Raw genomic sequence first — 13338 nt, 5'->3', positions numbered from 1 at the left:
ATACGAAATAACACTAAACAATATATAAATGAAAAGAATAGGATTAATAGTGCTGGCTGCATTTATAGGGGGTGCGGCCGCGATTGGTGGCTATAAATTGTTAGAGCCAAAAAACGATCAGCTTTCATTTGCTGAACAACAAAATGTACTTTTTGCAAGTAACCCGAAAATTTCATCAGCGGGAACGATAGATTTTGTGGAAGCTGCAGCTGCGGTATCTCCGGCGGTGGTACACATTAAGACATCCTATGGAACAGGATCGGGAGAAGGCAGAAGTGATTCTTCACCGATGGATATGTTTGAAGATTTCTTTGGCGGTGGCGGAAACAGAAGAGGGCAGCGTGCGCCCAGGGCTGCATCCGGTTCTGGTGTGATCCTTACACCTGACGGTTACATTGTAACCAATAACCATGTGGTGGAGAATGCAGACAAAATTGAAGTGATTTTATCTGACAGAAGAAAGGTTAGCGCGAAGGTTATCGGTAAAGATCCGAACACAGATTTGGCCTTGATTAAAGTGGATGCAACAAACCTTCCGATCGTTAAGATGGGTAACTCTGATAATGTGCAAATCGGAGAATGGGTATTGGCAGTTGGGTTTCCGCTGGATTTGCAGACTACAGTTACCGCTGGTATTGTAAGTGCGAAAGCCAGAAGCATAGGTATCTTAAACAGGACTCAGCCCAGCGAAGAAGAGTTTGAAGAATATCAGAGAACAGGGAAAATACCTGCTAAGACCAATAGCAGTATAGAATCTTATATCCAGACTGATGCGGCGATTAACCCTGGAAACAGCGGGGGTGCATTGGTAAATGCCAATGGAGAATTGGTAGGTATTAACGCGGCTATAGCTTCGCAGACAGGAACCAATGTAGGTTATGGGTTTGCGATTCCGGTAAACTTGGCCAAGAAGATTTTGGATGATTTCAGGAAATATGGCGAGGTGAAACGCGGTTACATAGGAGTAACATTTGATCCGCTAGACGCAGATAACTCTACCAAATACAATGTGAAGGATATTGCCGGATTGTATGTGACCGATGTGATCCCGAATAGTGGTGCCGCAGCTGCAGGATTACAAAAAGGAGATATTATTAAAAAAGTTGAAGGAACGGTGATTTATGATTCTCCGGATTTGCAGGAAAAAATTGGACGCCTGAATCCTGGCGATAGAGTTCAGTTGTCTTATTTGAGAGATGGACAAATGAAAAATACCAGTGTGGTATTAAAAGGAGAAAACAGTTTAGGTAACCGCGCAGAAGTAGCTAAAGTAGCGAGTGGTGCTTCCATGGAGAAGTTAGGAGCCTCATTTGCGCCGCTTTCACCACAGGTTAAAAGCAAATTGGGTGTTAAGAGTGGAGTTTTGGTAGCCAGAACAAATACAACCGGCTTGTTTTATCAGAATGACCTGATACCAGGAACGGTGATTACCACCATTAATGATATTGAGATTAATACGACGCAAGATGTTTCATCAGCCTTGAAGAAAGTGGGAGACAAGATGAAAGTTACGGGCGTATTGCCGGATGGAACCAGGATGTCTGCAACATTTAGCACTAAGTAATACAGAAAATAATAATTAATTGATTTTTAAACCGGGAAGTAATGAAAATTGCTTCCCGGTTTTTTGTGCCCTGAAATGGAGAAGATACGCTAATTCTTAGAACGTTTCTAAATAGTTTATTTATCCTGATTTTATGGTGAGGGTTAGCGAATTAATTCTTTTATTAAATACTTTTGCACAACAAAACTAAAATATAATTTCATAATGGCTAGTTTCGGAAACGCTTTTTCCTCCTCCATAGGGAAAAAATTAATAATGGGTATTACCGGCCTGTTTCTTATTTCATTTTTGATCGTGCATTGCTTTCTCAATTCACTAATCTTTTTAAATGACGGTGGTGTAACTTTTAATGAGGGAGCTCATTTTATGGGTACGAACTGGATTATACGGTCGATGGAAATCGTACTTTTTGCCGGTTTGTTGCTTCACATTTTCCAGGGATTTAGGTTGTGGGCTTTAAACCGTGCCGCCAGACCAGTAAGATATGCCGTGAATAACGGTGCAGCAAATAGTAAGTGGTACTCCAGGTCAATGGGCTTACTTGGCACTTTACTGCTGATCTTTTTAATTGTTCACATTTCTAAGTTTTGGGTGGCTTCCAGGTTTACCGGAATCCCAACACAGGACATTAACGGTAACCACGATTTGTTTGCGCTGATGGTGGAAACTTTCAAAAACCCAGCTCTGGTAGGACTATATGTGTTCTCAATGGGTTCACTGGCTTACCACCTTTTGCATGGTTTTGCATCTGCATTTCAAACACTGGGCTGGAACCACAAAAAGTACACACCAATTATTAAGGCAGTAGGTGTTTGGTATTCCATCATCATCAGCTTGCTTTTTGCAGCCATGCCGCTGGCAATTCACTTTGGCCTTATTAAATAGTTTTAGATCTTAAGTAAAAATAACATGGCAGAATTAAATGCTAATATACCAGAAGGTGATCTGACCGAAAAATGGACTAAGTTCCGTTCTTCTGTGGCCCTGGTTAACCCTGCAAATAAGAGAAGTATAGAGGTGATTGTTGTGGGTTCCGGTTTAGCCGGTGCGTCTGCAGCTGCAACTTTAGCTGAAATGGGGTATAAAGTTAAGTGCTTTTGCTTTCAGGATTCTCCAAGAAGAGCGCACTCTATTGCGGCTCAGGGTGGTATCAATGCAGCGAAGAATTATCAAAATGATGGCGATAGTACTTATCGTTTGTTTTATGACACAATAAAAGGTGGCGATTACAGAGCAAGGGAGGCTAATGTGCACCGTCTTGCAGAGGTAAGCGCAAACATTATAGACCAGTGTGTGGCACAGGGAGTTCCATTGGCGAGAGAGTATGGTGGCTTATTGGATAACCGTTCATTTGGTGGAACACAAGTACAACGTACATTTTATGCAGCCGGACAAACTGGTCAGCAATTGCTATTAGGTGCTTACTCCGCGTTGGAGCGTCAGATTGGAATGGGTAAGGTAGAAATGTTTACCCGCCATGAAATGCTGGAAGTAGTAAAGATAGATGGTAAGGCCCGTGGGATCATTGCACGTAATTTAATCACTGGTGAACTGGAGCGTCATTTTGGACATGCAGTAGTTCTTGGAACAGGTGGATACGGAAACGTATTTTACCTTTCTACAAATGCAATGGGAAGTAATGTAACCGCGGCATGGAAGGCGCACAAGCAAGGTGCTTATTTCGCCAATCCATGTTATACGCAAATTCACCCGACCTGTATTCCTGTTTCAGGAGATCATCAGAGTAAACTTACATTGATGTCTGAATCATTGCGTAACGATGGCCGGATCTGGGTTCCAAAGAAAAAAGACGATACGAGAAAGGCTTCCGAAATTCCTGAAGACGAAAGAGATTATTATCTGGAACGCCGTTACCCTGCTTTTGGTAACCTGGTTCCACGTGACGTAGCCTCCCGTGCGGCTAAAGAACGTTGCGATGCCGGCTATGGTGTAGGTGCATCTAAATTGGCTGTATATCTGGATTTCAAGGCCAATACCGAGAGATACGGTAGAATTGAAGCTTCGAAATCTGGTATCCATAATCCCGACAAAGAAACCTGCATGCGTTTAGGTTTAGACGTAATTAAAGAAAAATACGGCAACCTGTTTGACATGTATGCGCAAATTACCGGTGAGAACCCGTATGAGACGCCGATGCGGATATATCCGGCAGTGCATTATACAATGGGCGGACTTTGGGTTGATTATAACTTAATGACCACCGTGCCGGGCTTGTACTGTACTGGCGAAGCCAATTTCTCTGACCATGGTGCAAATCGTTTAGGAGCTTCTGCATTAATGCAAGGATTGGCAGATGGATATTTTGTGCTTCCATACACGATTGGTAAATATCTTTCTCAGGAAATATCTGTTAAAGCAATACCTACAGATCATCCTGCTTTTGTTGAAGCTGAGGCGAAGGCAAAAGGCATTTTGGATACATTGATCAATATTAAGGGAACGAAGTCGGTAGATCACTTCCACAAACGTTTAGGGCACATCATGTGGGAGAAATGTGGTATGGCAAGAAACGTAGCCGGTTTAACTGAAGCGATTGCAGAAATAAGGGCCTTGCGCGCTGAATTCTGGAGCGAGGTACGTGTTCCGGGAACTGCTGATGAATTAAACCCTGAACTAGAAAAAGCAGGCCGTGTGGCTGACTTTATAGAATTGGGCGAATTGATGTGTATTGATGCATTGAACCGTAATGAGAGCTGTGGGGGCCATTTTAGAGAGGAATACCAAACAGAAGAGGGAGAGGCCTTGCGTGATGATGTAAACTATGCCTATGTTGCTGCCTGGGAGTTTAAAGAAGGCGTTAATTTTGATCTTCACAAGGAAGAATTGAAGTTCGAAAATATTAAGGTAGCACAAAGAAGTTATAAATAGTAAGTACCAAAATCTCAATATCATGAGTACAGGAAATATGAATTTAACGCTGAAAGTTTGGCGTCAAAAAAATAACAGTGCCAAAGGTGCTTTAGTAGATTACAAGCTTTCTGAGATCTCGCCGGACATGTCGTTCCTGGAGATGTTTGATGTGCTTAACGAGCAGCTGATCAATAAAAATGATGAGCCTATTGTATTTGATCACGATTGTCGCGAAGGCATTTGCGGAAGTTGCTCTATGTTTATTAACGGCCGTCCGCACGGTCCGAAGGACTTAGTAACCACCTGTCAGTTACACATGCGTTCATTTAAAGATGGCGATACCATCGTTGTGGAACCATGGAGGGCAGCTGCTTTTCCGGTAATAAAAGATTTAATGGTAGACCGTACTGCATTCGACAGAGTTGTTGCAGCAGGAGGGTTTATTTCAGTAAATACGGGTAACGCACAAGATGCGAACGCGCTGCCTATACCAAAGAAACAGGCAGATGCTGCATTTGAAGCTGCTGCCTGTATAGGTTGTGGAGCATGTGTAGCCACCTGTAAAAATGCTTCCGCAATGCTATTTGTTTCCGCTAAGATTTCTCAGTTGGCGCAATTACCTCAGGGTCAGCCAGAGCGCTACCGCAGGGTACAAAGTATGGTTGCGCAAATGGATGCTGAAGGCTTCGGTAACTGTACGAACACAGGTGCCTGCGAGGCAGAATGTCCTAAAGGAATTTCACTGGAAAACATCGCAAGGATGAACCGAGATTTTTATTCTGCAAAATTTGTATCTGAAGAAGATATTTGATAGATTTATAGGACGAGACAAGGGTATTATGCATAAAACCCCGGCTAAATTAGTCGGGGTTTTGTGTTCTTGAGAAAGCTAATTGTTGAGCTATTTTGAGAGTGTGAAGGAGATTGGAATGTTGTATTTAACCCTCACTTTTTTACCTTGTTGTATACCAGGATCCCAATTAGGAGATGCTTTTAAAACCCTTACCGCTTCCTCGTCTAAACCATAACCCGCTTTGCGGTCTACCTTAATATCGCTAAGACTGCCATCTTTTTCTACGATGAATGATAGAAATACCTTTCCTTGTTTGTTTAACCTTTGTGCTTCTGCAGGATATTTAACTGTTTTAGCCAGGTAAGTATAGAAGTTTTTCATTCCACCTTTGAAAGCTGGTTGCTGTTCTAACGAAACGAAGTCGTAAACCGGATCATTTTGCCGGCCAGCTTTGTTTTCATCTTTAGCCAGCGAAAAGCTAATAGGAATATTATATTTCACCCTTACATTTTGCCCGTTCTGAGTACCAGGAATCCATTTAGGGCTGGCCTTTAAAATGCGTACAGCCTCTTCATCCAGCTGCGGGCTTAGCGTCCTATCTATTTTAATATTGCTCAGCGATCCATCGGTTTCCACCACAAAGGTTAGAAATACTTTTCCCTGGATGTTTTTGTCCGGTGCTTCTTTGGGGTATTTTACGGTTTTCGATATGTACTCATAGAATTTTTCCATACCCCCTGGAAAGCTAGGTTGGGTTTCTAAGGTAACAAAATCATAAACCTTCTCTCCATTGTTTGGCTGGATGTTTACCTCGCTTAAGGGCGTGCTTTGTCCTTCAATAGGGTTTCTGCCATACCCCCTGATTACCACTTCATTTAGCATTTCATATCCGGCTACCGCAGGAAGGTCTTTATTCTTGACGATGTATTCCTGTTTTCCGTCATCCGACATGGTGTAGGAAACCCTCAACACATATTTCCCGTCCGGTATAGACTTGAAGTCAGGAAAGCCAAGTATAGCCCTCATCGCTTCTGCATCACATCCATCTCCAAGTGCAGGTCCTGCCAAAGTCGTGCCTTCTATCTGACCATCTTGAATGGTGAATTTGATTTGAGTTTTGCCAGTAAGTTTGTTTTCCTGCGCCTGTGCAGAGTAACGAATTGTTCTCTTAATATGGTCATAAAACTTTTGCCAGTCAGTTGCTTTGTTTTCAGCTGGGAGTGAGGGTGACGGAGCTGAGACCACATTGGATGCTGGCTCACTCGTCTTATGAGCAGCGGGCATCATGATGGATTGTTCAACAGCTGCTTTTACAGCAGAGATTGGTTGATCCAGGGGCACATTTTCTGCGAGTTCCTGAAGTTTTTCGTTATTGCGTATAGTAGCTGATGACATCACCAAAGTGACGGCGAAGAGCGGTAAAAACAGGCCATACTTAAGTATAGCGGTTTTCTTTGAACGTTGTTTGTGTAGCATGTAAATTCTTTTTTTAATGAGTGATTTGTTAAAAAAACTATTAGTAAGATTGCTTGGGGTTACCCCCAGTGCACTGCTCAACAACAATAATGCATACTGCTCTTTATTACCTTGAAACCGTGCGGCTTCTTCATCCGCCAGGTATTCATGGATATTTTTAACCGCATGCTGATAAAAATAGATGACCGGATTAAACCAGGTAATGGTAGCCAGAACTTCGAAAAAGATAACATCGAGTGAGTGGAGTTGCCTCATGTGGATCTCTTCATGACTATTTATCGTGAGAAATCCGGGTAGGGAGCTATCTATCACCTTTTTGCCGAAAAATGAAAATGCTAATCCGCTTTTATCCCTTTTCAAAAGCAGGCTGACTGATATCAGACGAACAACTAACCTGATTACAAAAAAAGCTACGCCCAAGTTGTAAATGAGTGCCAACAGGTTACCAGTTGTAAGCAAGGATGTATCACTTTTTAAAACGGTGACCTGGGCGACATAATCGCTAACCTGCCCGACTGTAACATACACTGGCTGGGCTATGGGCTGTGAACTGAACCACTCAAGTTTTAAAAAAGGAATGGTAAGCGATAAGAAGCCCGCAGTAAGCAGATAAAATCGGTTGAGCGTAAAATACGTCTCTTTGTCTAACAAGAGCTTATAGAAGCCAAAAAAAACCAATAGGTAAATGTTGACCTGCAGGATGTAATGCGCCCAACTCATTTTTCTTTATTTTTAAGTTTACTAATCATTTTAAGGATCTCATCTACATCACCCAAATCCAGTTTTTCTTCTTTCACAAAGAAGGAGAACATGCTTTCAACGGAGTTTTCAAAATAATTGCCCAGCAATTTCTCCGTGGCGTAACGTTTATAATCTTCCCTGCTGATAATTGGATGGTATTTATGAGCCTTTCCAAATGCTTCATGAGCGATGAAGCCCTTTACTTCGAGTATCCTGATAATGGTAGATACCGTATTGTAAGCGGGTTTCGGCTCCGGAAGAAAGTCCATTACATCTTTAACGAATCCTTTTTCAATTTGCCATACAATTTGCATGATCTGCTCTTCTGCCTTTGTTAAATCCTTTATTTCCATTATCGGTCTATTTTATTGCTGTCTGTTCCTTGTTAGCAGCGTACTGCGCATTACCTGTTATAACTAAGAACTTAGTATAAACTTAAAACTAATAATTTAGTTTTCAAAATAATTCTTTTAGTTTCCTCATTTTTAGTAAGATGACTGAAGTTGAAAATCTATGTTAAACTGCAAAAGCCCCCATTTCTGGAGGCTTTTGACCGGGTATTAATTTTTAAAAATTTGTTAAGGTTTTGGAACCTCGGGCGCTTTAGGTAATTCTTTTCTCGGTATTTGTTGTGTTCTCTGGGAGGTATTGTACACAAACGAGGCAATAATAGTAGCTGACCTTTTGAGATCTTCCTCTACCAACCTGTCGTAGGTATCCTGATTGCTGTGGTGTGTGCGGGTATTGTAGTCCATCGGGTCCTGGATAAATTGAAATCCCGGAATGCCTACCGCATCAAAAGCCTGGTGGTCTGTCCCCCCGGTATTGCTGATGGTGACTGATTTTGCACCTATATCACTAAAAGGGCTAAGCCATTCTTTGAATATCGGCCCTGCGGCTTCATTACCCTGCAGGTAAATTCCTCTTATGGCGCCTGTTCCATTATCAAGGTTGTAGTAGGCGCTGATTTTCTTTTGGTCCGGATTTAAAATCATCGTTTTAGGATCTCCATAGTGCTTGGCTACATAGCCTTTTGAACCAAACAGGCCCTGTTCTTCAGAACTCCAAAGGGCAATTCTAATGGTTCTTTTTGGTTTAAAATTGATAGCTTTCAATATCCTCATGGTTTCCATCATAACGGCTGAGCCAGCACCGTTATCTGTGGCGCCTGTGGCCGAATGCCAGGAATCGTAATGACCACCGATCATGACTACTTCGTCTTTCAATTTTTTATCAGTGCCAGGAATTTCTGCGATAACGTTATAACCCTCAGGATCCTGGTCAAAGAATGATGTTTTAATGTCTGCTTCAATTTCTACCTTTTGTCCTGCACGGAGCAGCCTCAGGATATGCAGAAAATCTTCCGAAGAAACTTCCAGTTCTGGAGATACTGGTTTAGCATCTAGAGCATAAGAAGCGCCGTTACTGGTAAAGAATGTACCATAGCTCCCACGCGCATAAGTTAAAATCAACCCAACCTTTTCTTCTAATAATACATTTGCCATGGCGGCCCTGGTTTCACGCATTTTCATCATCTGTGCCATCACATTTGCATTTCCGGCCGGACGCGCTGGTCTTGCAGCCTGAAGGCTTGCCTGTTCCATTTTTGTTAAGGTAGAATCTGCATGTCTTACCGCATCCGGTTTATAGGTATTTTGAAGGGGCTGCAGTGTAGACTGCTCAAAGATGACGATCTTTCCTGCAAGCTTTCCTTTGTATTTGTCTAAGTCAGTTATGGTATCGGCCTTGATCAGGATCACCTCTGATTTAATCGGGCCATTTGTACCAGGCGTCCATGCTTTAGGAGCGGCAATGATGGCATGATAGTATGGTAAAGTTGTGGCGGCATAATATTTATCTATTTGCCATCCTTTTCCAAATTTACCCCATGATTCCAGGTGAACATTTTTTAGACCCCATTCTGTGAATTGCTTAATTGCCCATTCCTGTGCTCGTTTTAATCCAGGTGAATTGGAGAGTCGGGGTCCGGATACATCAGTAATGTGGAAGGCAATGTCCATTACTTTTGAATTGTCAAGTCCTTCTTTGCGGATTTGTTGGACCGCATTCATATCAATCTTTTCCTGAGCGATTGCCGAAAGGCAAATTCCAAGACTAAGTACAGTTATCGTAAGTATTTTCATCATGTAAGTTTATTAGGATTGCTGAATTTACACTTATGGGGAAATAAATGTGAGATCATCCCAATATTTTTACATGTTTGTTTGAAGTGGAGGTAGAAAGCGTTTAAAATTCGGTGAGAAATCAGGAATATGTAGGCTGATAAGAAGTAACAGCCTGACTTTACCAGAATGATATGCGACAGACGGGGGCGTTAATTTGCCTAAGCAAACTTTAGTTAGAAAAGGGATTGCTAAATTTAATTAGCGCAGTTTTTGAAGAACCAGACTTTAATGCCACCTCATCGTCATTTTGGTTGCTTGTAGTCGCGGATGCGAATGTAAAAACCATCATAATGAATACAGGAACTAATAAAAGGAGGAATGGCGATACGTTTGATAACTTTTTCATAATCTTATTGTTTGATGAAACAAATAGAATCATTATTAAAATGCTGCTAAAATGTTTTAGACCAAGCCCATATTATTATAGATAAACGCCTAAAAAGAATAGTTTTGTAATTGATTAGTTAATTTATGCCATTGGTAGAAAAAAAATGCCAGTTCGTCGAAAGCGAGCCCTCAAAACGTATCAGATTAGCTATTTTGGACATATGAAATTTGGTTACAGCATTAATAAATGAAGACAAAAGCACCATTAACAGGTCACCTGGTATTTTGGCTCATTGTTAGTGCCATCTTATATTTTCAGGTATTATTTGGGCATGAGGAAGTCACATTGAGCTCCTTCGCCACCCGGCATGGTTTTGCTTCCCTAATCAATATTTCTATATTCTACATCAATTATACTTTACTGATCCCGTTATTAGTAAAGGACACAAAGAGGTATGGTTTGTATGTAGTCAGTATTGTACTCCTGATTGTGATCATGACCTTTTGTAAGCTTGGAATAGACAGTATTTATTCCAATTCTTTTCTAAAGGCAGTTGATGAGGCCATGAAAGGCAGGTATGCTTCAGTAGCCTTATATTTTTTCATTAACATGTTTATTTCTGGTTTCTTTGTGGTAGCCAGTTCACTGATTAGATTCGCGTCAGACTGGTTTGGGAACGAGAGTGCACAAAGAAACCTGATCCGTGAAAAGAAAGAAATGGAGTTACAGTTTTTAAAGTCACAGCTTAACCCACATTTTCTGTTCAATTCCCTCAATAACATCTATTCTTTGGCCTACCAAAAATCTGATAAAACTGCTGATGCAATCTTAAAGCTTTCTGAGATTATGCGGTACATGATTTATGAGAGTAACGACAGCTGGGTTTCACTAAACAAAGAAATAGAGTATGTGCAGAGTTTTATAGAACTGCAAAAGCTGAGGTTTAAAGATGGAGCTGCCGTAGAGTTTACGCAGAACGGAGAAATAGACAACCAGCAAATTGTTCCGCTGATCCTGATCTCGTTTGTAGAAAATGCATTTAAGCATGGTGTAGCAAATGACCCGGAAAACCCGATAAAGATTAATATAATTGCCAATCAGAAGATTTTACACTTCAGTGTGAGCAATAAAAAGAATAGTTATAATAAGGACCAGATGGGCGGTGTAGGCTTGCACAATGTAGAGCGTAGGCTGCAACTGCTGTATCCTGAACGTTATAAATTAAATATTGTAAATTCGGAAACCCACTATACCAGTGAGTTAATGCTTGATATATGACAAAGTTAAAATGTATTGCTGTTGATGATGAGCCTTTGGCGCTTGATATTATTGAAGATTATGTATCTAAAGTTCCTTTCCTGGAATTGGTAAAGCGTACTGAGAATGCTATTGAGGCCTTGCAATTGGTACAGGCAGGTGGTATTGATCTTGTCTTTCTGGATATTCAGATGCCCGAGCTTACCGGTATCCAATTCTTAAAGATTGCCAATAACAAAGCAAGTTATATATTAACCACAGCTTACTCCCAGTATGCCCTGGAAAGCTATGACTTGAATGTTTCTGATTATTTGCTGAAGCCCATAGCTTTTGACAGATTCTACAAAGCCGTTGAAAAGGTGCACAACCAGAATAAAGTTGCAGAACCTGCGCCTGCGCCACAGCCCATATTAACATCAGCTCCCTTCACTGCTGCAAACCATAATGTACAAGATTTCATCTTTGTAAAAACAGAACATAAAATTCAGAAGATCCAGTTGGATGATATCCTTTTTATAGAAGGTTTGAAGGATTATATTTCTATCTATACCAAGGCTGAACGGATTATTACGCTGCAAAATATGAAGAAGATGGAGGAGACCTTGCCACAAGGACAATTTATCCGGGTGCACAAATCATATATCATTTCTTTGGACAAAATTGAAAGTATTGAGCGCAGCAGAATTGCCATTAATGGAAAGATCATCCCGATAGGTGATACCTACAGAGATGAGTTCTTTAGAAGAATAGACAACAAAAATATTTAGTTGACGATTGCTTTTATAGCTGCTTCTGCTGTTAAGACCACCTCTTCCGCATTCCTGCCTGCGGGTTCAATTGGTTTGAGTACTGTCCACCTCAACCTTTCCCCAACACTTAGGGGATAGGTTCCATATTGCACAATCTTCCATGAATTCTCGATGGCTACAGGCACGATGAGCGCATTTGGGACAACTTTGAGCAAGGTAGCGATACCACCCACCTGAAATGGTTTTATTTTGCCATCTTTTGCCCGTGTTCCTTCAGGAAATATCATAGCAGACCAATTGTTTTCTTTCATCCTGCGGCCCAGTTTAATGATCTCGGAAACTGCCTGTTTGCTGTCCTTGCGATCGATGTTTGCCCCGCCACCATATTTAAGGTTGAAGGAGATCGAAGGGATACCCTTGGTAAGTTCTATTTTGGATATGAATTTAACATGATATTTCCTTAAAAACCAGATCAGGGCTGGGATATCATACATACTCTGGTGATTGGCAACAAAAATAATAGGCCTGTCCACCGGTAGCACCTGTTCATTTTTAAAGGTAACAGAAGACAGCAATAAGAGATCGCAATAGGTTAAAAAGAAATTGAGCACATCGACGGAAATTTTATGTGCTTTGTATCCTAAAAAGCGGTAACACACCCATTGCACCGGTTGAAATATAATGAGGACAAGTAGAAAAGCAATATAAAAAATCGGACTAATGATGTAGCCTAACAATTTATTCATAGCGGTTTATTTTTTTGACAAAAGTATATATTATTTATAAAACGCCTTCCAGCAAAAGGATTTTAGCCTTTAATATCGCTGCCACACTCATGCTATCCGTAATTGCTCCTGAAAGCACCATTTGATAGGCATCCTCGAAAGGAACTTTGCAGATCATCAGTTGTTCCGTTTCTTCTGGTGCTGCTGTTCCCTGGCTTAATCCTCTGGCCACATAAATTACCGCGAGCTCATCACTAACAGAATTCGACAAATGCATCCTTTGGATTTCTTTCCAGTCCGTAGCGGTCAATCCAGTCTCCTCTATTAATTCCCTTTGCGCGCCTTCCAGGGGATCAATTCCTAACGGTCCACCTCCCTCTGGAATTTCCCAGCTATACGCGTTTAATGGATATCGGTATTGTCCAACAAGCCAGGTATTGTTTTGCTCATCCAACGGCAGTATGCCTATAGCTACATTTTTAAAGTGTACTACGCCGTAAATACCCTTCCCTCCTGATGGATTAATGACCTGGTGTTCATGCACATTAATCCAATTGTTATCATAAATATGGTCAGATCGAAGTGTTGTCCAGGGATTCTTTTCTTGCATAGCTGCAATATACAAAATAGTCAACCGATGTGTATTAT

General features: G+C 41.2%; 12 protein-coding genes. 6 read left to right on the top strand and 6 right to left on the bottom strand.

What is annotated here, in order from left to right:
* Nucleotides 1-28 precede the first annotated feature (28 nt).
* The 4 genes from ACXZ1K_RS02110 to ACXZ1K_RS02095 all read left to right on the top strand — a co-directional run bounded on the left by ACXZ1K_RS02110 (nucleotide 29) and on the right by ACXZ1K_RS02095 (nucleotide 5246).
* Nucleotides 29-1564: a trypsin-like peptidase domain-containing protein gene (locus tag ACXZ1K_RS02110; RefSeq protein WP_458971731.1), complete on the top strand. Its 1536-nt coding sequence runs from the start codon at nucleotides 29-31 to the stop codon at nucleotides 1562-1564.
* 204 nt (nucleotides 1565-1768) lie between these two features.
* Nucleotides 1769-2449 (top strand): succinate dehydrogenase cytochrome b subunit, encoded by a 681-nt coding sequence (locus ACXZ1K_RS02105; protein WP_458971730.1) that lies wholly within the window; start codon nucleotides 1769-1771, stop codon nucleotides 2447-2449.
* 24 nt (nucleotides 2450-2473) lie between these two features.
* Entirely contained in the window at nucleotides 2474-4453 is a 1980-nt protein-coding gene (locus ACXZ1K_RS02100; RefSeq protein ID WP_458971729.1) for a fumarate reductase/succinate dehydrogenase flavoprotein subunit, read from the top strand.
* Nucleotides 4454-4475: 22 nt separating this feature from the next.
* Nucleotides 4476-5246, top strand: a complete 771-nt coding sequence (locus ACXZ1K_RS02095) for a succinate dehydrogenase/fumarate reductase iron-sulfur subunit (RefSeq protein WP_458971728.1) — start codon at nucleotides 4476-4478, stop codon at nucleotides 5244-5246.
* Between the two features lie 90 nt (nucleotides 5247-5336).
* On the opposite strand, the gene ACXZ1K_RS02090 is transcribed toward ACXZ1K_RS02095, so the two are convergent.
* The 4 genes from ACXZ1K_RS02090 to ACXZ1K_RS02075 all read right to left on the bottom strand — a co-directional run bounded on the left by ACXZ1K_RS02090 (nucleotide 5337) and on the right by ACXZ1K_RS02075 (nucleotide 9977).
* A complete protein-coding gene (locus ACXZ1K_RS02090; protein WP_458971727.1) occupies nucleotides 5337-7424 on the bottom strand; it encodes a TonB family protein in 2088 nt (695 codons plus the stop codon).
* Nucleotides 7421-7798 (bottom strand): BlaI/MecI/CopY family transcriptional regulator, encoded by a 378-nt coding sequence (locus ACXZ1K_RS02085; protein ID WP_458971726.1) that lies wholly within the window; start codon nucleotides 7796-7798, stop codon nucleotides 7421-7423. Before ACXZ1K_RS02085 ends, ACXZ1K_RS02090 begins: the two co-directional genes overlap by 4 nt.
* A gap of 225 nt (nucleotides 7799-8023) precedes the next feature.
* Nucleotides 8024-9592, bottom strand: coding sequence for a M28 family metallopeptidase (locus ACXZ1K_RS02080; RefSeq protein ID WP_458971725.1), 1569 nt, complete (start codon nucleotides 9590-9592; stop codon nucleotides 8024-8026).
* Nucleotides 9593-9800: 208 nt separating this feature from the next.
* Nucleotides 9801-9977: a hypothetical protein gene (locus tag ACXZ1K_RS02075; RefSeq protein ID WP_458971724.1), complete on the bottom strand. Its 177-nt coding sequence runs from the start codon at nucleotides 9975-9977 to the stop codon at nucleotides 9801-9803.
* A gap of 228 nt (nucleotides 9978-10205) precedes the next feature.
* Here ACXZ1K_RS02075 and ACXZ1K_RS02070 point away from each other — a divergent pair, with 228 nt between their 5' ends.
* Both ACXZ1K_RS02070 and ACXZ1K_RS02065 read left to right on the top strand, forming a co-directional pair.
* Nucleotides 10206-11237: a sensor histidine kinase gene (locus ACXZ1K_RS02070; protein ID WP_458971723.1), complete on the top strand. Its 1032-nt coding sequence runs from the start codon at nucleotides 10206-10208 to the stop codon at nucleotides 11235-11237.
* Nucleotides 11234-11983 (top strand): LytR/AlgR family response regulator transcription factor, encoded by a 750-nt coding sequence (locus ACXZ1K_RS02065; protein WP_458971722.1) that lies wholly within the window; start codon nucleotides 11234-11236, stop codon nucleotides 11981-11983. Before ACXZ1K_RS02070 ends, ACXZ1K_RS02065 begins: the two co-directional genes overlap by 4 nt.
* On the opposite strand, the gene ACXZ1K_RS02060 is transcribed toward ACXZ1K_RS02065, so the two are convergent.
* Entirely contained in the window at nucleotides 11980-12711 is a 732-nt protein-coding gene (locus ACXZ1K_RS02060) for a lysophospholipid acyltransferase family protein (protein ID WP_458971721.1), read from the bottom strand. The genes ACXZ1K_RS02065 and ACXZ1K_RS02060 overlap by 4 nt on opposite strands.
* 34 nt (nucleotides 12712-12745) lie before the next feature.
* Nucleotides 12746-13300, bottom strand: coding sequence for an NUDIX domain-containing protein (locus ACXZ1K_RS02055; RefSeq protein ID WP_458971720.1), 555 nt, complete (start codon nucleotides 13298-13300; stop codon nucleotides 12746-12748).
* Nucleotides 13301-13338: the final 38 nt, after the last annotated feature.

Source organism: Pedobacter jaeyakensis (genome assembly GCF_054461315.1).
Note: the sequence above shows the minus strand (reverse complement) of the source record. Positions and strands in the feature narration are given on the sequence as shown.

Excerpts from the sequence above, each read along its gene's own strand:
- ACXZ1K_RS02090 (WP_458971727.1), bottom strand. The coding sequence starts at position 7,424 with ATGAGTTGGGCGCATTACATCCTGCAGGTCAACATTTACCTATTGGTT.
- ACXZ1K_RS02075 (WP_458971724.1), bottom strand. The coding sequence starts at position 9,977 with ATGAAAAAGTTATCAAACGTATCGCCATTCCTCCTTTTATTAGTTCCT.
- ACXZ1K_RS02060 (WP_458971721.1), bottom strand. The coding sequence starts at position 12,711 with ATGAATAAATTGTTAGGCTACATCATTAGTCCGATTTTTTATATTGCT.
- ACXZ1K_RS02080 (WP_458971725.1), bottom strand. The coding sequence starts at position 9,592 with ATGATGAAAATACTTACGATAACTGTACTTAGTCTTGGAATTTGCCTT.
- ACXZ1K_RS02070 (WP_458971723.1), top strand. The coding sequence starts at position 10,206 with ATGAAGACAAAAGCACCATTAACAGGTCACCTGGTATTTTGGCTCATT.
- ACXZ1K_RS02095 (WP_458971728.1), top strand. The coding sequence starts at position 4,476 with ATGAGTACAGGAAATATGAATTTAACGCTGAAAGTTTGGCGTCAAAAA.
- ACXZ1K_RS02055 (WP_458971720.1), bottom strand. The coding sequence starts at position 13,300 with ATGCAAGAAAAGAATCCCTGGACAACACTTCGATCTGACCATATTTAT.
- ACXZ1K_RS02100 (WP_458971729.1), top strand. The coding sequence starts at position 2,474 with ATGGCAGAATTAAATGCTAATATACCAGAAGGTGATCTGACCGAAAAA.
- ACXZ1K_RS02065 (WP_458971722.1), top strand. The coding sequence starts at position 11,234 with ATGACAAAGTTAAAATGTATTGCTGTTGATGATGAGCCTTTGGCGCTT.
- ACXZ1K_RS02105 (WP_458971730.1), top strand. The coding sequence starts at position 1,769 with ATGGCTAGTTTCGGAAACGCTTTTTCCTCCTCCATAGGGAAAAAATTA.
- ACXZ1K_RS02085 (WP_458971726.1), bottom strand. The coding sequence starts at position 7,798 with ATGGAAATAAAGGATTTAACAAAGGCAGAAGAGCAGATCATGCAAATT.
- ACXZ1K_RS02110 (WP_458971731.1), top strand. The coding sequence starts at position 29 with ATGAAAAGAATAGGATTAATAGTGCTGGCTGCATTTATAGGGGGTGCG.